Origin of the sequence: Paludisphaera borealis (assembly GCF_001956985.1) — a bacterium.
GTDB classification, from domain to species: domain Bacteria; phylum Planctomycetota; class Planctomycetia; order Isosphaerales; family Isosphaeraceae; genus Paludisphaera; species Paludisphaera borealis.
Genome location: NZ_CP019082.1, coordinates 2,149,726 through 2,170,074, shown reverse-complemented (window position 1 = coordinate 2,170,074; position 20,349 = coordinate 2,149,726). Strand labels below are relative to the sequence as shown.

Here is a 20,349-nt window from a genome sequence, read left to right as displayed (position 1 = left end):
GGCTCAAGATGGGTTTCGGAGTGAAGACTGAAGCTTGATCATCCGCCGTGGGACCAGCCCTTCTTGTAGCCGGGGTCTGTGACTCCAGGCTTGAGCGCTGGCCGAGGAACCGGCCTCCCCCTGAGGCCGGCTGCAGATCCGGATGGGGACGGTTCCTACGCACCGTCACACAGAACCCCCATCCTCGTGAGGCAGGGGCCCGGCGGAGTGATGATGGTTTGTATTGCGCAACCCGCTCGAACCGCGTTTTCAGTGTAATTCGCGCACTCGACCGAAACCGACCTGGCTTCTCCGGAATGCCCGTTGGAACGACGCTCAAGATGCGCATCGCGTGGCAAATTCGACGTTAGTGGGGATCTGTTTGGGATCGGCGGTCTTTGCTGATCCGGCGGTCGGCTCAGTCCTCGTAGAACTGGCCGAGGCAGGAATCGACGGCGTCGGCGGTGAGGTTCTTGGAGGCCGGGGCCTCGACGAGAGCTTCCTCGATCGGCTCGGCGATCCGCTGACTCGCGGCCGGCTTCAGGCGGCCGGGGGCGTCGCCGTTCCAGATCCGGTCCATCAGGACGACGAAGGCGGGCACGAGGATCGGCCGCACCAGGAACGTGTCGAGGAGGATGCCGAGCCCGAGCGAGAAGCCCAACTCGCGGAGCGAGGTCAGGGTGCCGGTGAGCATCGACCCGAACGTGCCGGCCATGATCAGGCCGCACGAGCTGATGATGCCCCCGGTGTGGGCGACCGCCCGCCGGGTTCCCTCGATCACGCCGTACTTCTTCTCCTCCTCAATCACGCGGGCCATCAGGAGGATGTTGTAGTCCTCGCCGACCGCCACCAGGATCACGAACAGGAAGAAGCCCACCGTCCAGTCGAGTCCTCCCCAGGGCTCGGTGCTGTGGTGCATGCCGCGGAAGACCAGCTCGGTAACGCCCAGCGAGGCGAGATACCCGAGCACGACCGTGAGGATCAGGTAGAGGCAGACTCCCGGCCTGCGCAGCAGACCGACCAGGATCACGTAGACCCCGAACGTGACCAGCAAGTACATCCGTCGCTGGTCGCTGGTGGTCACTCGCATCAGGTCGTTCAGGGCCGAGGTCGACCCCGCCGTGCCGATCCCCACCGCGCCGTACAGCGGCTCTCCCGGCCGGCTCGCGGCGGTCAGAGTCTGATCGAGGAGGTCGAGCGACTGGAGGCTCGGCTTCGAGAACGGGTCGGACTTGAAGACGACGTCGAACCGGGTGATGTGGTTCAGGTCCTTCTCGTCGGGCGCCTTGGTGCTGACGTACCGGCCGTCGACCGCCCCCCGCATGGCGCGCTCGGCCATGAGCTGGATGATCGACTTCTTGTCGTCGGGGATCGGGGGCGTCCCCAGCGGCTGGGTCAGCGAGCGGACCTCGGCCACGCCAGGAACCGCCAGTAGTCGGCGGGTGACCTCGGCGACCTTCTCACGACCTTCGGGCGTCCGGAAGTCGACCTTGGGGTTCTCGACGAGGGCGACGGTTGGGCTCAGCTCGCCGACGGCGAAGTAACGGCGAATCACGCTCGCCCCCACGACGCTCGGCCGGTCGGGGTCGAGGTCGGCGAGCTGGCTGTAGTTCGAGGTCGTTCGGGCCCCCACGTAGGCCAGCGGGGCGAGCACCGCGATGCTTACTACAAGGATCGGCGCGGGATGGCGGACGACCAGGTTCGCGACCCAGATCCAGAAGCCCGTCATCGGCACCTGCTCAAGGCTTTCGACCTCGCGGTCGGCGCCGGGAGTGTGGTGTGGCGGGCGGAACGGCCAGAAGATCGCACCTCCCAGCCAAGAAAGCAGCACCGGAGCCAGCGTCAGGGCCGCGAGTAGGGCGATCGACAGACTCAAGGCGATCGCCGGCCCGGTGTAGCGGATCTTGGCGAAGCTCGAAAAGTAGAGCATCCCCAGTCCCACGATGACCGTCCCGGCGCTCGCCGCCAGGGCGCCGCCGACCTGGACGATCGCCTCATTCAGAGCATCCTTGCGCGAACGGCCGCGAGCCAGCTCTTCACGGTAACGGGCGATCAGGAACAGGCAGTAGTCGGTGCCGGCACCGAACAGCACGACCACGACGAAAACCTGGGTGATGTTGATCACTTGAAATGACAGCCAGGGGATCTTCGTCAGTCCGGCGATCGCCTTCATCGAGACGACGACCGAGAAGGCGATCGTCACGAGAGGCACCATCGCCAGCAACGGCGATCGGTAGACGACCAGCAGGATCACCACAACCAGGATGATCGTCGTCAGCGTCGTGTTGTGGATGCTCTCATTGGCCGCTGTGTTCATGTCGTGGCCGACCACCGCCGAGCCGGTGACCGACCGATGGAGGCCGTCGGGCAGCGCGGCGTGCTCGGCCAGGTAGCCGAGGATCTGGTCGACGGCGATCCGGGTCTTTCGCGAAAGGTAGGTGCCGTTGAGCGAGGCGATCGTGAGCACGGCCTGACCGGGGCCGTCGTGCGCCGAGCCGATCAGCCGAGGGCCGATGACCGGCGTCCGGTGGGTGTCGAGCTTCTTGACCCCGAGGCTTGGGTTCGACTCGCTGAACTTGTAGAATTCCGCCGCGTGCTGCTCGACGGCCGCGAGGTCGGCCGGGGTGAGCGGACCCGACAGACGCTCGAAGACGAAGACGAGCTGCGAGCTCGCCGCGTCGCGAGGGAAGCCGCGTTCGAGCAGTTCCTGGCCGACCACGCTGGGATAATCGCGCGGAAAGAACCGCACGTCGTCGTCCTTGGTCACTTCTTCCCATCGCGGCGCGTAGAGAAACAGCAAGGATGTCGCGACGAGCCAGAAGATCAGGACGACCCAGGAACGGCGCTGAACGAGGCGGGCGAGAAAAGGAAACATGTGCGGCCGGGTTTCCAGAATGCGTCGGTCGGAAAAAGATCGACCCTGGTGGCGTCGCTAGGACGGCGTGGGCCGGTCACAAGTCATCCTGTGATAAGTGCTTTGGTGGACTGCGACCGAGCATAGTCGATCACCTCGGTGGTGTCAAAGAGAAATGGATCATCGGTGCTTCCGCGTCACCGGCGTCGATTGGAAGGCGGATTCGCTAAATTCGAAAATGTCGACGCGAATCGCCGCCGCCCATTGGCCCGGAACTTGCCGTAGGGAGTAATATGATCTAGTAGAAGCTTGGGTACAGCCGATTGAACGGCTCTTTATTGGTTATCGAGGAAATCAGCCTTGTCCTCTTCATTCATCCGAGAATTTTCCCACCTTTGGACGGGCTGCCTGGCCCACTACCATGCTCACCGCAACGACGAGCACCTGAACGCGCTCTACGAGGATTCGCTCCGATACGTCGGACTGCACCTGGAAAACGATCTCTGTCGTTCCGAATACTGGTCGCGCGTCTCGCTTCGCCGCCGTCTGGCCGTCTTGCTGTTCCTGGTCGACCGAGGGATCGTCGAGCGTTCCGTACGCAACGGCCGCCACGTCTACGCCCCCTTGCCGCACGCCGAAGACTGGGTGTCGCGACAGCCCGCGATGCGGCCGTTCCTCAAGCCGACGCTCGAACTGGTCGCCGCCCTCCGCCATGAACTGGCGCGCCGGGCCCGCTCTCGCAAGGCCTGACGTAAGTCCCCTCGACCGACTCCCCGTCGGTCCTTGCACTCGCTTCCGGCGACAGTTACGATTCACGCGGGCGTCGGACACACCGTCCGACGCCCTGCCGGAATTCACCGATCCACAAGCGATTCCGGCACTTACCATCGACCCATTCCTCCCCGGGCTTGGAGCGTGACGTCTATGCGCATCGCCATTCGTTCCGTGGTTCTCGTTCTCTCGTTCGGCCTGGCCGTCGCCCTCGCCGACGCCTCGGCGGCCCCCCCGGCCCGATCCGCCGCCGACGCCGCGCCGGTCTCCCTGTTCAATGGCAAGGACCTGAGCGGGTGGACAATCCACCTCAACCACAGCGACAAGTCCGACCCGAAGGCCGATCCCAAAGGGGTCTTCCAGGTCAAGGACGGCGTCATCCACGTCTCGGGCGAAGAGTTCGGCTGCCTGACGACCGACAAGGAGTTCGACAACTACAAGGTCTCCCTGGAGTTCAAGTGGGGCGAGAAGCGCTGGCCGCCCCGGGAGAACGCCGTCCGCGATTCGGGGATTCTGGTGCACGTCGTCGGGCCCGACAAGGTCTGGCCGCGGAGCGTCGAGTGCCAAATTCAAGAGCACGACTGCGGAGATTTCTATCTCGTCGACGGCGCGACGATCGTGATCGACGGAAAACTTGAGAAACAGTACAAGAAAAAATCGGCCGACCATGAGAAGCCGAACGGCGAGTGGAACACGGTCGAGGTCGTCTGCGACGGCGGAACCGTCACAAACATCATCAACGGCAAAATCGTCAACACCGGCACCGACGCCAGCGAGAAGCGCGGCAAGATCGTCCTTCAGTCGGAAGGGGCTGAGCTGTTCTTCCGCAACGTCGTTCTGACCCCGCTCAAATAACCCCGGCGAGCGTGCCGCAGGCCGCCTGGATGTCCTTGCCTCCCGAATAACGGCGCACGATGGGCTGGCCGACGTGCCGCGAGAGGGCGTCTCGAAACGCCCTCAGCTCGTCGGCCGTCGGCGGCGCGAATCGGCCGGTGGGGTCGGTCACCTCGATCAGATCGACCCGCACCGGCGTATCTCCGATCAACTCCCCCAAGGCCCGGGCGTCGTCCTCGTCGACGTTCACCCCCGAGATGCAGACGTAGGCCAGCGTCACCCGGTCGCGGCGGGCGAGCGCGTACCGCCGGGCGGCGGCCATGACGTCGGCGACCGGCCAACGCGAGGCGACCGGAACGAGTTCCTTCCGCTTGGCGTCGGTCGCCGCCCCCAGGCTGACGGCCAGCCGGTAGCGGTGCCCCTCGCGAGTGAACCGGTCGATCTCGGGCACCAGGCCCACCGTGCTGATCGTGATCGCCTTGGCCGCGACCGAACCGGCCGACGAGCACCGCAGCAGCTCGGCCGCCGCGACGACGTTGTCGTAGTTCAGGAACGGCTCGCCCATGCCCATGAACACAGCCCCCGTCACGCGCCGGCCCTGGCTCCGCACCAGCTCGCGGGCTTGAAGGAACTGGTCGATGATCTCCCAGGCCGCCAGGTTGCGTCGGGTGGTCATCCGGGCCGTCGCGCAGAAGACGCAGCCCATCGCGCAGCCGACCTGCGACGACAGGCACAGGCTGACCGCCCCCTCTTTATGCAACGGGATCAGGACCGTCTCCAGCGGCAGGCCCTCGCTCGTCCGGAATCGGAGCTTCTGGAAGCCGTCGACGGGCGAGACCACCGAGCCGTCGAGCGTCAGCCGAGGCAGGGGGAGGGGGGAGACGGCCTCGACCAACCGTTTGGGAATCTGCGACTCCCCCATCCAGGCCGAGGGCTCGTACACCCCGCGCTGGAAGATCGTCGACAGCAGCCGGCGGACGACCCTCGGGTCGCAGCCGTGCGCAGCCGCCCATTGCTCCAGGATCTCGGGAGTCGTATTGCGTGGGTCCATCGTCGTGCGAAACCTCGAAACTCGATGCCGTCGCCGCTTTTCGTCGCTCCCTCTCAGGATACCGGATTCGCGGGAATCGGAGAATTCTCGATGTTGATCGAGACCGAAGGGGGCCGGGCGGGAGCGGTCCCTCCCGGTCGCCCTTGAATGGCTTCGTTCGCGCCGATTTTAGGCGTTCTCGAAGGCCGTTCCCCCGCCTCCAGCAGCTTCGCGAGGTAATCGGTCATCCCCTCGGCGACGAGGGTTTCGATCGAGTCGGACCGGTACGAGGACGGGCGCGCGGCCGGCTTCCGGGGGGCCGGGGGATTGGGTTCCTTCGGCGGTTTTTTCTCCGCTTTCGACGCCTGCGCCTCGGCCTTGCGGATCTTCGCCAGCAGATCGATGGTCCGGAGCAGCTCGCGGGTCCGGGCGGTCTGGTATCGCCGGAGCCGCTCAGAGGCGTCGCTGGCGGAGAACGACGCTTGCTCGGCCAGCTCCAGCGCGTCGTCGCCCTCGATTTCTTCCAGGTCGGCGAGCAAGTCTTGAAGCCGTTCGATTTCGCGTTCGGCGATCGATCGAAGGAACGCGACGCCTGCCTCGGGACTTTCGGGACGCGGCACGATCTCGCGCCAGACCCGCCAGGCGCTGAACGCCGGATCTTCGTACGGCGTCAACTCTTGCATCTGGAGCCAGAACCGCGTCCCCCACTTCTCCTCGATCGTCTCCCAGGCGAGGAAGATCTCGTTCAGCTCGGGGTCGTCGATCGCGGCGAGGGGCTGTTTGCCGAGCAGGCGGACGAACTTGAACTGGTCGAGGAAGGTCCAGTCTTCGTTCGAGATGATGAGGCACCTCATTTCGACCCAGCGGTCCAGCAGCCAACGGACGCCTTCGGGCGATTCTTCGAGCCGGGCGACGAAGGCCGACGGGTCGTCCGACCAGGCCGGCCCGGAGATCGGCAGCAGCCGTTTCCCCGCCATGTAGAAGAGTTTACGGCCGAGGTCGCAGACCTTCTCCGTGCGCCTGGCCTTGGATTTGAGCATCGCCTTGCGGACTCGGCGGGCGAGCAAGGCGGTCTCGTGACGCTCGGCCCGGTCGAGGGCCCAGGAGATCCGCGCGGCGCGGCTGACCAGCTCGCGTTCGATGGCGTTGGTCGGCTGGTAGTCGTCGATCCAGTCCTGGATCTTGGCTTCCAGCTCGGCCGGGTCTTCGTGCGGCAAAACCGGGTTGACGGTTTTGGCGCACAGGCCGTGTTTGAGGGCGTTGAGCCGCGATCGAGCCTTGCCGTCGTCGGATTTCGGTCCGCAGCTTTTCTTGGCGTTGGCGCGGTTGGCCAGGATCTGGGCGTCGGTAGCCATGGCGGGGCGATCTCCTCGGAGGTGGCGTCGTCGATGAGGCCTCTATGCTTAAGATGTCTCAAGACAACGCTTTTTAGAAAAGATTCCGGATTATCCCGAAGATTCCGATCGCGCAGCCGTGGCGAGATGGGAGCGGTTGCCCGAAGCGCCAGCGAGTGAATGGATTTTGCGTTGGTTCATTCAGCGTGATGGTCGGATGGGAATTCACTCGCTGGCGCATCGGGCTGCCCCATTACAAGCTCGAAGCGCCAGCGAGTGAATCGATTCCAATGACCGATCGGAAACTCACTCGCTGGCGCTTCGGGCTTGTATTCGGACCCTGCCGACCGCGATCCCCATCTTCATGAGGCCGGTGTCCCAGCGGCGTCATGACGGTTTCCATTCGGGGTCTGAGAAGCACGGCGGCCCGATCCGATTTTTTTCGAGTCAACCTTTAGGCGACATGCTGCGTAGGAAGGGGGAACCGCGTACGATCGATCTGGTCGGGACGATGATGCGATCAGTTTCCAGTCCCTCCCGGTTGAAAATTTGCCAGGGTTTCGCGAGCTGGGCCGAGGCGGAGTTCCGCCGCCGGCCGTCGGGTCGCCGATATCCTTCGTGTTCGCTCTTGCGGGACCGGGTGGTTTCGCGGGATCACGATTCGTTGCAGTCGAATCATGGGCATCGAGTGAAGGAGTAGATTGAACGATGAGACGAAACCCAGTCGCCTGGGCGGCCCTTGTGGTCTCGACGGCCGCCCTGCTCAGCTCGTCCGGCATGCTTCGGCCGATGCCGGCCGCGCCCAAGACGACGCCGGAAAGTCAGCGCACCGCCAAGGCGCTCTCCGAGGCCTACGAGTCGGTCGCCGAGTTCGTGCGGCCGTCGGCCGTCCAGATCAGCGTCCAGAAGAAAGCGCCCAAGATGACGGGGATGCGGAACTTCCCGTTCCAGTTCCCGAATCCGGGGGGCGGGAACAATCCGCACGCCAATCCCAGCCCGCGCGACATGAAGGATCTTGAGGAAATGCTCAAGAAGTTCTTCGGCCCCGACGGCAAGCCCGAGAAGCAGCAGTTCGGCGGTCGCGGCGGCGGTGGCGGCGTCGGCTCGGGATTCGTGTACGACGATAAGGGCCACATCCTGACCAACAACCACGTGGTCGAGAACGCCGACAAGATCACGGTCGTGTTCCACGACGGCATCGAGCTGCCGGCCACGGTCGTCGGCCGCGACGCCAAGTCGGACGTGGCGGTCGTCAAGGTCGACAACACGAGCTATCCGCCGCTGCCGATCGGCGACAGCGCGAAGTTGAAGGTCGGCGATCTGGTCATGGCGGTCGGCTCTCCGTTCGAGCTGAGCCAGAGCTTCACCACCGGGATCATCTCGGCGACCGAGCGGAACACGGTGGGCATCAATGAGTACGAGTCGTTCCTCCAGACCGACGCGGCGATCAACCCGGGCAACTCGGGTGGTCCGCTGGTCAACATGGACGGCCAGGTCGTCGGCGTGAATTCGGCGATCGTGACCGGCAGCCGGGGCATGGGCACCGGCGGCAACGACGGCATCGGCTTCGCGATCCCGATCGACATGGCGTCGAACGTGGCCAACCAGCTCATCAAGGACGGCAAGGTCCATCGCGCCCGGATCGGCATCAAGCTCGATCCGCTGACGCCGGTCCTCGCCCGCCAGCTCGGCTTGGAAGCCGGCGTCAAGGGAATCCTGGTCGGTGAAGTCGTCCCCGGCGGTCCCGCCGATAAGGCCGGACTCAAGCAGGGCGACGTGATCGTCGGTTACGCCGGCGAGAAGATCCTCAGCATCCCGACGTTCCGGCTCAAGGTCGCTTCGAGCTCGGCCGGCAAGTCGTCGGAAGTCGAGTACTTCCGCGACGGCAAGCGGCAGACCGCCGCGATCGTTCCGGCCCCGGCCGAGAACGTCGTCTTCGACGTCGAGCGCGAGCAGGCCGGCGACAAGGAGGAGGGGGCCGACGCCGAGCCGGTGAAGACCGCCATCAGCGATTTCGGCTTGGAAGTCCAGGCGCTCACGCCCGAACTGGTCAAGGGCCTCGGGCTCGATGAGAAGGTCAAGGGCGTGCTGGTCGCCGAAGTCAAGGAGAACAGCGCCGCCGAAGCCGAGGGCGTCAAGGCGGGCGACGTGATCACCAAGGTCGTCCGCGACCGCGGCGTTCAAGACCTCGCCGGCGTCAAGGAGTTCCAGGATCTCGCCGCCAAGAGCGACGAGATCTCGGTCTACGTGCATTCCAACAAGGGGCCCGGTCGGTTCGTCACCCTGTCGAAGCCGAAGAAGTGAACCGAACCGGTTGATCGTCGAACCGTCGCGAGGTCGATTCGTCGGCCTCGCGACGCGGGGTCGATCGAAATCCGACGAACGTGTGAATGAGAAAAGGGGCGGCCCGATGCGAAGTCGGAACCGCCCCTTTTCTCTATGATAATCCAGAGAGACCTGGGTCCGCGGGGTCAATCAGTGGAGTGCTCTACGTAGTCGGCGGGTCGTGCTGGTGGTGAAATGAGTATCGACCCGAGGGCGGTTCGAGTTGCGAAAAAGTTCTCCCACGCATGCGATTCGCCGTCAGGAAACCTCCGGTCGCGCGTAATATCGGGCCGTCGCCGCCGGCGGGTCTTGCTGTTTGAGGAAGTCGTGCGAAATCGCGTGCGAAATCCGGCGGCGCTGGAGTATGATGACGCTAGTGGCGGTCCGGGGTCGTCGCCGTAGTCGCGGCCTCGCGACTTTTTTTCTATTGAGACGCGAAGAGCCTGCCGGAAGGTCCGATGGACGGCAGGCTTTTGTCATTCCCCCGCGGGCCGAGGACGAGGATCGCGATGATCGATCCGAAAACGAATCCCGGATCTGAAGAACACGAGTCGACCGAGCGCTACGACATCGAGGTCGCGCCCCGGGTGCGCAACCTGCCGCCGTACCTTTTCGGCAAGATCAACGAGCTGAAGTACCGCAAGCGGCGCGACGGCGTCGACGTGATCGACTTGGGCATGGGCAACCCGACCGACCCGCCCGACCAGTCGGTCATCGACAAGCTCTGCGAGGCGGTCCAAGATTCTCGAAACCACCGCTACAGCGTGGCCAACGGCGTCTTCAACCTGAGGCGCGAGGTCGCGGCCAAGTACGAGAACCGGTTCGGCGTGAAGCTCGACCCCGACCAGGAAATCGTCGCGACGATCGGGTCGAAGGAAGGCTTCAGCCATATGTGCCTGGCCCTGCTGGGGCCCGGCGACACCGCGTTGGTCCCCGCGCCGAGCTTCCCGGTCCACGTTCACGCGATCGCGCTGGCGTCGGCCAACGTGATCACGCTTGACTGCCGTGATTCCCAGGTGTTCCTGGCCAACATCGCCCGGGTCTGCGAGAGCTTGTTCCCCCGGCCCAAGATTCTGGTCATCAACTATCCCCACAACCCATCCTCGACGGTCGTCGATCCCGGCTTCTTCGAGGAGATCGTCGGCCTGGCCAAGAAGTACCGCTTCTTCGTGATCCACGACTTCGCGTACGGCGACATCGGGTTCGACGGCTACCAGCCGCCGAGCTTCCTGTCGGTGAAGGGGGCCACGCAGGTCGGCTGCGAGTTCACGACGATGTCGAAGGGCTACAACATGGCCGGCTGGCGGGTGGGCTTCGCCGCGGGCAACCGCGACATGCTCGGCGCGCTCAAGGCGATCAAGGGCTACTACGACTACGGGATCTTCCAGGCCGTGCAGGTCGCCTCGATCGTCGCCCTCCGGCACGGCGAGGAGGGTCGGCTGGCCCAGGTCGCCGAGTATCAGGAGCGCCGCGACGTGATGGTCCGAGGGCTCCGGCGGCTGGGATGGGAAGTCGATCCCCCACGCGCCGGGATGTTCGTCTGGGCCGCCATGCCCGAGCCCTGGCGAAGCCAGATGGGCTCGATGGACTTCGCCATGAAGCTGCTCGAAGAGGCGAACGTCGTCGTCAGCCCCGGTCGCGGGTTCGGCGAGACCGGCGAGGGCTTCCTCCGTCTCGCCCTGGTCGAGAACGCCCACCGCCTCCGCCAGGCGATCCGTCAGATCGGCCGCTGCCTCCGCGTCGAGCAGGCGGTCAACTGACGCTCGACCTGATTCGTGGATTCGCCGCGGTCGGCCCGTCTAAGGCGAGACCGGCCGCGGTCCACGCACGCCCTCGTCCGTCGCGCTAGAGAATCCGGAGGAAATTGGAACAATCGGCCCCCCTCGCTGCTTTAAGATATTGAAAAGCAGGCTGTCAAGGGGGGCTGACACGTGGAGCGCGACCGGAACGGATCCATTCAGCAGCACTTACGTCTGCTGTTCAGCGGGGGCTCGATCACCGGCCTGACCGACGGACAACTTTTGGATCAGTTCACGACCCGTCGCGGCGAGGCGTCTGAACCCGCTTTCGCCGCGCTGGTCGAGCGCCACGGACCGATGGTCCTGCTCGCTTGCCGAAGCATCCTCCGGGACGAACACGACGCCCAGGACGCCTTTCAGGCGACGTTTCTGATTCTAGCGCGCAAGGCGGGCTCACTCTGGATTCGCGATTCGGTGGGGCCCTGGCTCCACCGGGTCGCGTGCCGGGTCGCGGTTCGCTCCAAGCTTGATTCGGACCGACGGAGAGGCGTCGAGCGGCGGGCGGCCGAAATGAAGGCTCAGTGTTCAGTCGCGGCCGAGCGAGACGAGCGTTCCGACGCGCTCCACGAAGCAATCGATCGGCTGCCGGAGCGCTACCGCATTCCGATCGTGCTCTGCGATCTGGAAAGCCGGACCTACGACGAGGCGGCGCAGCAACTTGGGTGTCCCGTCGGGACGGTCAAGAGCAGGCTGGCGCGAGGACGCGAACAGCTCCGACGCCGCCTGGCAGGCCGCGGCGCAGCCTTGGGCACGGACCAGCCCGGGGCCGGTCTCGCCGCGCCCGCAGGTCTTATGGAGGAGACGATCCGCGCCGCACTTCGGCTTGCGGCGGGGTCGTCGGGGGGACTTGTACCGACGTCGATCCTGACCCTTGTTGATGAGGGAGTCAAAGTGATGATGCTCACGAAGTTGAAGCTCGCCTCCGCGGCTCTGGCCTCCATCGCCGTCGTCACGGCCGGCGTAACCGTGCTGGCGCAGCAGGGACCGAATCACGCGCAGGAGGTCGTCCAGGAAAAGAGCCAGGCCCCGAAAAAGAGCCTGGACGGCGCCGGCTCGGTGGCGACGTCGCCGCCCGGCGGCGCCGCCGACCGAGGAGCGGCAGCCACCCCGGAGGATCAGGAACGCCGGATTCGAGACCTGGAGCAGAAACTGAGCCGCCTCCTCAACGATCGCGTCCGAGTCGGCGGGGCGCGCAATCCCGGGGAGCGAATGCTGGAGCCCGGGGAACTCGAAGAGGAAGACGGCAAGAAGGCGCACATCTGGGACGTACTGACGATCGGCGGTTATGTAGGCCAATTCGATCTTGCCGAAGTCACCCCCAAGGAGATGGTGCTGAGACTCTTTCGCGGCTATTACGGCATCATGCCTTCGGCTCAAGAGCTGTCGAAACTCCTGGAGATCGTCGGCTCGCGCCCCGATCAACTGATGGCGCCGGAGGAAATCGTCAGGAGGCTGATCAACAGCCCTTACTTCCGTTCCACCCTTCTCGTTGAGGCGATCCTCCGCAATCCCAGGACGCGAAACGAACCCGGGGTGCAATGAGGCACTCGCATGCCGGTAGGTGCAATGATCTCATTAGGCTCGGAAAACGCCAGAGACCGTCGACCAGCCTGATCGGCTTGGTTCGACGGTCTCTGGCGTTGTTGGTTCCTGGAGCGCGAGGTCGGGCGACCTGTTCGCGTTCTCCCAGGGATCATTTCAGGCGTTCTGCTGCGGACGTCCGGGGGTGTGGGACGCCGGGTTGTCGTGCGGGCCGGGTTGGCCGCTGGCGAAATTGGCGGTGGGGCTGGAGTTGGGCCTGGAGGGGGGCAGCAGCTCCATCCGGCCGAAGATCATCCGCCCCGCGCTGGTCTGGAGGACGCTGGTGACGGTCAGGCGGACCATCTCTCCGAGGTGGCTCGATCCTTGTTCGGCGACGACCATGGTGCCGTCGTCGAGGTAGCCGATCCCCTGTCCCGGCTCCTCGCCGCGCTTGATCAGCTTGACGTTGAGGTTCTCGCCCGGCAGGACGATCGGCTTCATGGCGTTGGCCAGGTCGTTGAGGTTGATGACCTCGACCCCCTGGAGCCGCGCGATCTTGTTGAGGTTGTAGTCGTTGGTGACGACCTTGCCGCCAAGGTGCTTGGCCAGGATCACCAGCCGCTGGTCGACCTCGCGGACCCCCGCCATTTCGGGGAGGTCGGCGTCATCGATCCGGACCTCGATGCCCGGCGACTTCTGGAGCCGATTGAGGATGTCGAGCCCGCGCCGGCCGCGATTCCGCCGCAGCTTGTCGGAACTGTCGGCGATGCTCTGAAGCTCCTGAAGCACGAACCGGGGAACGACCATCGGCTGATCGATCACACGGGTCTCGGCGACGTCGGCGATCCGGCCGTCGATCACAACCGAGGTGTCAAGGACCAGTGGCCGCGCCCCCTTGATCTCCTTCGAGAACTCGACGTACGGGATGATGAACCGGAAGTCGTCCTTGGTTTGGAGCAACGTCGAGATGCAGATGTAGCACATGAAGATCATCATGACGCTGGAGATCGCCATGTGGACCTTGGGATTGATGTAAAGCTGGAGCGCCGGCTGGACGGCGTCATTGATCAGATTGCTGAGGAAGATGCCGACGATAACGCCAAAGTAGACGGCGGAGATCGTCTGGATGCGTTTACGGGGGGTCATGGAGTCGACGGCCACGACGACAAGGGTGGCCAAGAGGACGCCGATGAAGACGACATACGGTTTGCCGAGGTCGTTCTCGCCCATGATTTTGGCCAGGCGGGCGCCAAGACCGGCGGCTACGACAACGAACGTGGCTCGGATCAGGACGAGCAGCATGAGAGATACACCTCGTTACGCTTGAGGGCCGGGCCGACCAAGCCGACGAATCAAGATTAAGATGGCTTCGATAAATTGCCAGAAGAATTTATGAATCCAGCGTGAAGGCCGACCTCGAGGTCGGCCGCGATCTCCTGGCGGAGGCGGTCGTGGAAGGCGTCGAGGCTTTCGGTGACGACCTTGGCCTGCGCCAGGATCGGCATGAAATTCGTGTCCCCGTCCCATCGTGGAACGAGGTGCCAGTGGAGGTGTCCGGGGAGGCCCGCGCCGGCGGCTCCACCCTGGTTGAGGCCGACGTTGTACCCCTGGGGGCGAAGCATCCGGTCGAGGATCGTCATCATCCAGCGGACCGTCTGGATCGGCTCGACGAGGTCGGGCCCGTCAAGTTCGTGCAGCGATCCGCGATGGACCCGCGGGGCGATCAATAAATGGCCGTTGTTGTAAGGATAGCGGTTGAGCACGACGACCGAGTTGGGCCCGCGCCAGACGATCAGATTCTCCCGATCGTCGTCCTTGGCCAGACCGTCGCAGAGAAAGCACGAGGACTCCGATGTCGGGTTCCGGACCGCGCCCGCGACGTAATGCGCCCGCCAGGGCGCCCAGATTCGATCGAGCACGACGGAAGACTCCGAACGACCGCCGGCACAACCGCATGCGACCCGCGGACGACACTATTCGAGACGACCCCAGGACCGAAATCTCGCCAACGCGCCGTCGCCGCAAGCCGCGATCGCGATTGATTGGAGAACCCATCATACCAAGGAAGCGCCCGAATTGTCTCGCTCGACTCGGCGGAATTAAGGCGAATTCAAGGCCGCCGCCCCGGCGACCGCCGAACGGCGACGTCCATGGTCAGAGCAACCGACGTTCCCAGAACGGGGTGTAACGGGCCCAGACGCGGCCGAGGATCTGGCCGTTCTCGACGAGATAGAGAGAGGCGGAGGTCTTGCCGGCGTTGAGGTCGATGTCGGGATCGATGGCGATATGATTGCCAGGCACGCGGAACTTCCAGCCCTCGGGATAGCCAGACAGCTTTCTCATCGACTCGACCTCGACGTTCGCACCGTCGACCATCCACCGCTTCCCCGTCCACTCGACTTCCTGGCCGCCGACGGCGACCACCCGCGCCAGATGGTGGTCGCGCGAGGCCGACCCGCGCAGCCAGATCCAGTGGCCGGGCGCGGGAAGGTTGTTTTGATAGGCGAGCCAGTTGACCAGGTAGCCTCCGCGGCTGGCGTCGTCCGGCTGCCCCGGCCAGGCCGTCAGGGTCAGCAAGATGAACAGCGGCGCGTGCAGCGCCAGGCTGACGCCGCCGCCGGTGGCGGCCAGGACGCTGGTGGGCGTGAATCCCGAGAACGGATCTTGCCGTTGAGCGTCGAGCCAGGCCGCCGTCTGGCAGGCGACCGCGACCCCCAGGAAGAACCAGCTCGACGGATGCCCCCAGATCAGCAGCGAGGTCGCGAGGGCCGAGGCGTAGGTCCCCCCCATCACCAGGCCGCGGTGGCGTTGCCCCCACGACCACTGGGTGTAGCCAGGGACCAGCAGCCTCAGCCAGACGGCGAACGCTCCGGCGGGCCAGTGGCGGGCCGGAGAGTAGAGAGGGAACGTCTGGGACGCGATTGCTGAGGTCATGCGAATCGCCGGTGAGGGCGCCCGGTCGAGGGTTGCTGGCGAGGCGGAAAGACGATTCGAGGGTCGAAGGCGATCAAACTGAGAAGGCAGGGGGAACGGCGACCGGAACGGTCTCGTCGATCCTGACGTGAATCGTACACCGTTTTCGCCGAATTCCCACTAGTAATTGTGATGGAGTCCGTAAGATTTGTTGAAATCGACGGGAACAGTCCGATCGCCGGCTCGCCGCGAGTCGCGTTTCTACGTCGCGTCGACAGGTTGGGTTCGAAAAGTCGGCGCCGAGGGAACGGCCCGGAGGCCGCCGGGGGGCTTTCGCGAGATCTTTCCAGGAACGGCTTGGCAATTCTATATGCCGATCGGCTATATTACTTGTGGCGATTCGCGTGCGCCTTGACGGGGAAAGGCCGCTTGATAAAATGATTCCACTTTGATCAGCTAGGCCTCCCTAGGCTCTTCCCGCGCCTCGCATCGGGAATCGAAATCCGGCGCTTCGGCCGCAATCGTCTCGATGCTCCCCCGGCGACTATCCTCGGCAAGCCGGCGCTCCGTTTTTGGAACAACGGATCGGCGGCTCCCGTCTCGACGAGTGTGTTGTGTGGTTTCTGGCCACGAGAGGGCGTTCCACCCTTCTGGTGCCGGTTGAGTGTGATTGGACCATGGAAAACCTGCGAAACCTGCGGAATATCGGGATCTCGGCCCACATCGATTCGGGCAAGACCACACTGACCGAGCGGGTGTTGTTCTACACCGGCCGCACCCACGTGATCAAGGAGGTCAAGGGTGAAGGCGCGGTCATGGATCACATGGAACTCGAGAAAGAGCGAGGGATCACGATCACCTCGGCGGCCACCACGGTCCGTTGGAACGACATCGAGATCAACATCATCGACACGCCCGGGCACGTCGATTTCACCGTCGAGGTCGAGCGGTCGCTGCGCGTGCTCGACGGCGCCGTCCTGGTCCTTTGCGCCGTCGCCGGCGTGCAGTCGCAGTCGATCACCGTCGATCGCCAGATGAAGCGGTACAACATCCCTCGGATCGCGTTCATCAACAAGATGGACCGGACCGGCGCCAACCCGGTCAACGTGATCCAGCAGCTTGAGTCCAAGCTCGGCCTCACGGTGCTTCCGCTCCAACTGCCGATCGGGTTGGAGTCGAACTTCCAGGGGATGGTCGACCTGATCGAGCGCCGCGCCATCTACTTCGACGGCGAGAAGGGCGAGGACGTCCGCTACGAGCCGATTCCCGACGACATGGTGGAGGCCGCCGATCGCGCCCGCCAGGGGATGCTCGAAGCGCTCTCGATGGTCTCCGACCAGATCATGGAATTGCTGCTTGAGGAAGCGGAAGTCCCCCTCGACCTGATCCACCAGACGATCCGGGAAGGGACGATCGCCCAGCAGCTTTGTCCGGTCATGGTCGGCACCGCGTATCGCAACAAGGGCGTCCAGGAGCTGCTCGACGCCGTCTGCCGCTATCTGCCCAGTCCGCTCGACCGCGAGATCCACGCCAAGGACATCGACGACGGCATGGCCGAGATCGCCCTGGCCCCCGACCCGTCCGCCCCGCTGGTCGCCATGGCGTTCAAGCTGGTCGAGGAGTCGTTCGGCCAGGTCACGTACATGCGGGTGTACCAGGGGACGCTCAGCAAGGGCACCTTCTACTACAACTCGCGGCAGAAGAAGCGGGCCCGGATCAGCCGGATTCTCCGCGTCCACGCCGACCAGAAGGAAGACATCAACGAAGCCACGGCCGGCGACATCATCGCCGTCATGGGCATCGAGTGCGCCACCGGCGACACCTACTGCGCCGAGGATACGAACGTATCGCTCGAAAGCATCTTCGCCGCCGAGCCGGTCATCGACCTGTCGATCAACCCCACCAAGCGGGCCGACTACGACAAACTGTCGAAGGCGCTCAATCGGTTCATGCGGGAAGACCCGACGTTCCGCGTCCACGTCGACCCGGAGACGAGCGAGACGATCATCTCCGGCATGGGCGAGTTGCACCTCGAAATCTACGTCGAGCGGATTCGGCGCGAGTACAAGGTCGACTGCACCGTGGGCGCTCCGAAGGTGAGCTACCGCGAGTCGCCGACCCGCGAGACGCCGTTCAACTACAAGCACAAGAAGCAGACCGGCGGCTCCGGCCAGTTCGCTCACGTCGTGGGCAAGCTGGTCCCGCTCGATCCTCAGGCGCCCGAGCCGTTCGTCTTCGAAAACAAGGTCACCGGCGGCCGCATCCCGTCCGAGTACATCCCCTCGGTCGAGAAGGGCTTCCGCGACTCGATGCACAAGGGGCCGATCGCCGGCTACGAGGTCATCGGGGTCCAGATGGTCCTCGAAGACGGCTCGTACCACGACGTCGACTCGTCGACCATGGCCTTCGAAATCGCCGCTCGCGACTGCTTCCGCGAGACCTTCCGCAAGTCCGAGCCCGTCCTGCTTGAGCCGATCATGCTCGTCGAGGTCGAGGTCCCGACCGAATTCCAGGGGCCCGTCACCGGCGCGATCTCCTCGAAGCGCGGCGTGATCCTCGGCACCGAGAGCCGTTCGGGTTACACCGTCATCTCGTCCGAGGTCCCCTTGAGCGCGATGTTCGGCTACTCCAACGACCTCCGCAGCATGACCCAGGGCAAGGGGGGCTTCAGCATGGAGTTCCTCAAGTACCAGAAGGTCCCCGCGTCGCTCCAGGAAGAGATCGTCAAGCGCGTTCAGGCCGAGGCCAAGGCCAAGGGCTGAGCCGTTCCGATTCCTTCCCCGCCGCTCGCATCCAACTCCAAGGCCGCTCCGTCACTCGACCGGGCGGCCTTTTTGCATTCCCGCCCCCCATGAGACGACGGTCGGGGCCGGGTCGGTCAGGCTTTCGGTTTCTCCCATTCCATCATCATGAACCAGGGGACGCGCCGGTAGCGTTCCGCCGTGGCGGCGTCAGCTCCGACGGGTTCGGGCTCGCTGAAGTGGCGCAGGTTCAGGTTCTGTTCCAGCAGCAGCGACATGTAGCGGCTGAGCGGCCGGTGCCAGTTCTGGATTCGAATACCCCGCCAGCTCACCCACTCGGGGCGCTCCGTGAGGTAATGATCGATGCAGAAGCGTTTTTCGCCATCTCCACCCGGCGTCCAACCCCCGTTCACGGCGGCCGTGTTGAAGCTGCCGAGGTTCGCGATCAACAAGGTCCCGCCGGGCCGCATGACGCGCGCCATTTCCGCGATCGCCCTCGCGACGTCCGGGATGTCGATCAACGTCAGATAACTGACGACGAGGTCGAAGGTCTGATCCGGGAAGTCGAGCGCCTCGGCCTGGCCGACCCGGTAATCGCCCTCCGGGTCCCGCCGCCGAGCGTGCTCGATCAACGCGGCCGTCGGATCGATGCCTACCGTTTGAATGCCGCAACCTCGCATCATCCGGCAGAAGCGGCCCTCGCCGCATCCCACGTCCAACGCGACCTCGAATTCCTTGGCGCGGACGCGGTCCATCATGGGCGCGTCTAGCACGAACTCGCGGCCGTAATCACCACGTTCGCCCATGTCCGCGATCCATGCCGACGCCGACTCGTCCCATCCGTTCGACATGCGTCCCTCCCATTACATCCCATGATTTACAAGACGGAGGCCATGCTGGAGTCGCCCCGCGGCCGCAGCGTGGGTGTTCATATTCCTTGACCTCGTCCCGCCAGGTAAAGCTCGGAAGTCGACTTGCGGGCTTTCGGTTTCGATTCGGAATGGAATTCCGGGTCGCCGATTGACCCGAGGGGACGACTGTGTCATAAGAGCGCAACACACGTCTTGATGCTTCTGGAAGGTTGCTCGCAACGACTCCGGAGGGATTCGCACTCATGGATCAACACATTGAGCAGTCCGCTGCCCCGTCCACCTCGTCTTTCCTCCCGTCGCCCGTGGAGTCGCAGACGTGGTTCTGGGCCCGTTGCTCGCTCGCGGCGGCGGTCGTCGTCCTGGTGGGGCTGCCGCTGGTCGTGACGGGGCGGATCGTCTGGGGTGAGTGGCAGGCGCTCCGGGAAGAGGAGCGACGCGCCGTGGATACGGCCGTGGTCGGCTACCCGAACATCTACCCCCGGGTCTCGAAAGCCTCGAAACCCGACCCGTGGTTCCGCGTCGAGGGGGACACGATCTTCGTGTGGTCGGGCTGGAAGCAGGGGGAGGGGCACTGCTGGTTCCGGGCCCACCTCGGCGATTTCGAGCGTCGGGAGATGAGCGAACCGATCGGCCGCGACGTTTCGCAGGCGATCGACTACCCGATGATCGAGAACGGCGGCGGGCCGATCTGGGAACGGATACCAGGGGGAGCGGGGGTGGCCGGGTTGGCCCTCGGCGGCTGCTCGTGCGCCTACCCGATGACCGTGCTCGGCAAGGTCTTGATCGTCAACGACGTGATCGAGGACCGGCCTTACCTGATCCACCTTGATCCCTTCCACGAATCGGAGACGCCGGTGTCGATTTTCGACGCGCGACTGGAGGGGCATCGGATCACGCTCGGATCGAGCGGCCTCATGTTCGAAGGGAGGCACGTCCTCTACGATCGAGGCACCGAGAGCCTTTGGAGCGACGAGGGACGCGGGCTCGTGGCTTTCGCCGGCAAGTACAAGGGCAAGGAGCTGCCGCTCGTGACCCGCGTCAGCGCGGTGGCCTGGGACGACTGGCGCGACAGCCATCCGGGGGCGCGGCTGCTGATCGGTTCGGTCGACCGCAAGCGGGGCATGCCGCCGGAGTGAGTTCGAACGTCCGGCCGGACGAAACCCGGGAGGCCCGCGGCGAGGCGGCCCCGGGGCCAACTCCTTACCGGGCCGGGGGTTGGAGCGGCTCGACCCACTGTCGCCTTGACGGCCGCTGAACGAGCCGTTAACTTGTGATTTGACAAGGTATTACGAACAAGAACGTTACCGGCGGCCGATCGACGCGGGCGGATGGCTCGTCCCGGGCCGTCGCCCCCTTGTTCAGCGACCCTCCAGCGT

At 64.7% G+C, this 20,349-nt stretch carries 14 protein-coding genes; 7 read left to right on the top strand and 7 right to left on the bottom strand.

Features of this window, described 5'->3' with window-relative positions; translation table 11 throughout:
- Positions 1-397: 397 nt before the first annotated feature.
- On the bottom strand, positions 398-2,854 hold the full coding sequence (locus BSF38_RS08520) for an MMPL family transporter (protein WP_076344740.1): 2,457 nt from the start codon (positions 2,852-2,854) through the stop codon (positions 398-400).
- Between the two features lie 339 nt (positions 2,855-3,193).
- Here BSF38_RS08520 and BSF38_RS08515 point away from each other — a divergent pair, with 339 nt between their 5' ends.
- Positions 3,194-3,583, top strand: a complete 390-nt coding sequence (locus tag BSF38_RS08515) for a hypothetical protein (RefSeq protein WP_237170804.1) — start codon at positions 3,194-3,196, stop codon at positions 3,581-3,583.
- 174 nt (positions 3,584-3,757) lie between these two features.
- Complete coding sequence (locus tag BSF38_RS08510; RefSeq protein WP_076344738.1) at positions 3,758-4,459, top strand: 3-keto-disaccharide hydrolase; 702 nt, start codon at positions 3,758-3,760, stop codon at positions 4,457-4,459.
- Here BSF38_RS08510 and rlmN read toward each other — a convergent pair.
- The gene (rlmN, locus tag BSF38_RS08505) at positions 4,452-5,489 is read right to left on the bottom strand and encodes a 23S rRNA (adenine(2503)-C(2))-methyltransferase RlmN (protein ID WP_076344736.1); all 1,038 of its coding nucleotides are present in this window, start codon (positions 5,487-5,489) and stop codon (positions 4,452-4,454) included. The two genes, BSF38_RS08510 and rlmN, sit on opposite strands and share 8 nt — an antisense overlap.
- 53 nt (positions 5,490-5,542) lie before the next feature.
- Positions 5,543-6,823 (bottom strand): hypothetical protein, encoded by a 1,281-nt coding sequence (locus BSF38_RS08500; protein WP_076344734.1) that lies wholly within the window; start codon positions 6,821-6,823, stop codon positions 5,543-5,545.
- A gap of 687 nt (positions 6,824-7,510) precedes the next feature.
- Between BSF38_RS08500 and BSF38_RS08495 the strand changes: the two genes are divergently transcribed.
- The 3 genes from BSF38_RS08495 to BSF38_RS08485 all read left to right on the top strand — a co-directional run bounded on the left by BSF38_RS08495 (position 7,511) and on the right by BSF38_RS08485 (position 12,468).
- Positions 7,511-9,106, top strand: a complete 1,596-nt coding sequence (locus tag BSF38_RS08495; RefSeq protein ID WP_076344732.1) for a trypsin-like peptidase domain-containing protein — start codon at positions 7,511-7,513, stop codon at positions 9,104-9,106.
- Positions 9,107-9,636: 530 nt separating this feature from the next.
- On the top strand, positions 9,637-10,887 hold the full coding sequence (locus tag BSF38_RS08490) for an aminotransferase class I/II-fold pyridoxal phosphate-dependent enzyme (protein ID WP_076344730.1): 1,251 nt from the start codon (positions 9,637-9,639) through the stop codon (positions 10,885-10,887).
- A 171-nt stretch (positions 10,888-11,058) separates the two neighbouring features.
- A complete protein-coding gene (locus BSF38_RS08485) occupies positions 11,059-12,468 on the top strand; it encodes an RNA polymerase sigma factor (protein ID WP_076344728.1) in 1,410 nt (469 codons plus the stop codon).
- Between the two features lie 156 nt (positions 12,469-12,624).
- Here BSF38_RS08485 and BSF38_RS08480 read toward each other — a convergent pair whose 3' ends face one another.
- The 3 genes from BSF38_RS08480 to BSF38_RS08470 all read right to left on the bottom strand — a co-directional run bounded on the left by BSF38_RS08480 (position 12,625) and on the right by BSF38_RS08470 (position 15,381).
- Positions 12,625-13,749, bottom strand: coding sequence for a PIN/TRAM domain-containing protein (locus tag BSF38_RS08480; RefSeq protein ID WP_145952026.1), 1,125 nt, complete (start codon positions 13,747-13,749; stop codon positions 12,625-12,627).
- 56 nt (positions 13,750-13,805) lie between these two features.
- Complete coding sequence (locus BSF38_RS08475) at positions 13,806-14,366, bottom strand: HIT family protein (protein ID WP_076344726.1); 561 nt, start codon at positions 14,364-14,366, stop codon at positions 13,806-13,808.
- Positions 14,367-14,601: 235 nt separating this feature from the next.
- The gene (locus tag BSF38_RS08470) at positions 14,602-15,381 is read right to left on the bottom strand and encodes a hypothetical protein (protein WP_076344724.1); all 780 of its coding nucleotides are present in this window, start codon (positions 15,379-15,381) and stop codon (positions 14,602-14,604) included.
- A gap of 656 nt (positions 15,382-16,037) precedes the next feature.
- Between BSF38_RS08470 and fusA the strand changes: the two genes are divergently transcribed.
- Positions 16,038-18,122: an elongation factor G gene (gene fusA, locus BSF38_RS08465; protein WP_076344723.1), complete on the top strand. Its 2,085-nt coding sequence runs from the start codon at positions 16,038-16,040 to the stop codon at positions 18,120-18,122.
- 116 nt (positions 18,123-18,238) lie between these two features.
- Here fusA and BSF38_RS08460 read toward each other — a convergent pair whose 3' ends face one another.
- On the bottom strand, positions 18,239-18,952 hold the full coding sequence (locus BSF38_RS08460; protein ID WP_076344722.1) for a class I SAM-dependent methyltransferase: 714 nt from the start codon (positions 18,950-18,952) through the stop codon (positions 18,239-18,241).
- A 263-nt stretch (positions 18,953-19,215) separates the two neighbouring features.
- Between BSF38_RS08460 and BSF38_RS08455 the strand changes: the two genes are divergently transcribed.
- On the top strand, positions 19,216-20,109 hold the full coding sequence (locus tag BSF38_RS08455; protein WP_076344721.1) for a DUF3179 domain-containing (seleno)protein: 894 nt from the start codon (positions 19,216-19,218) through the stop codon (positions 20,107-20,109).
- Positions 20,110-20,349 lie beyond the last annotated feature (240 nt).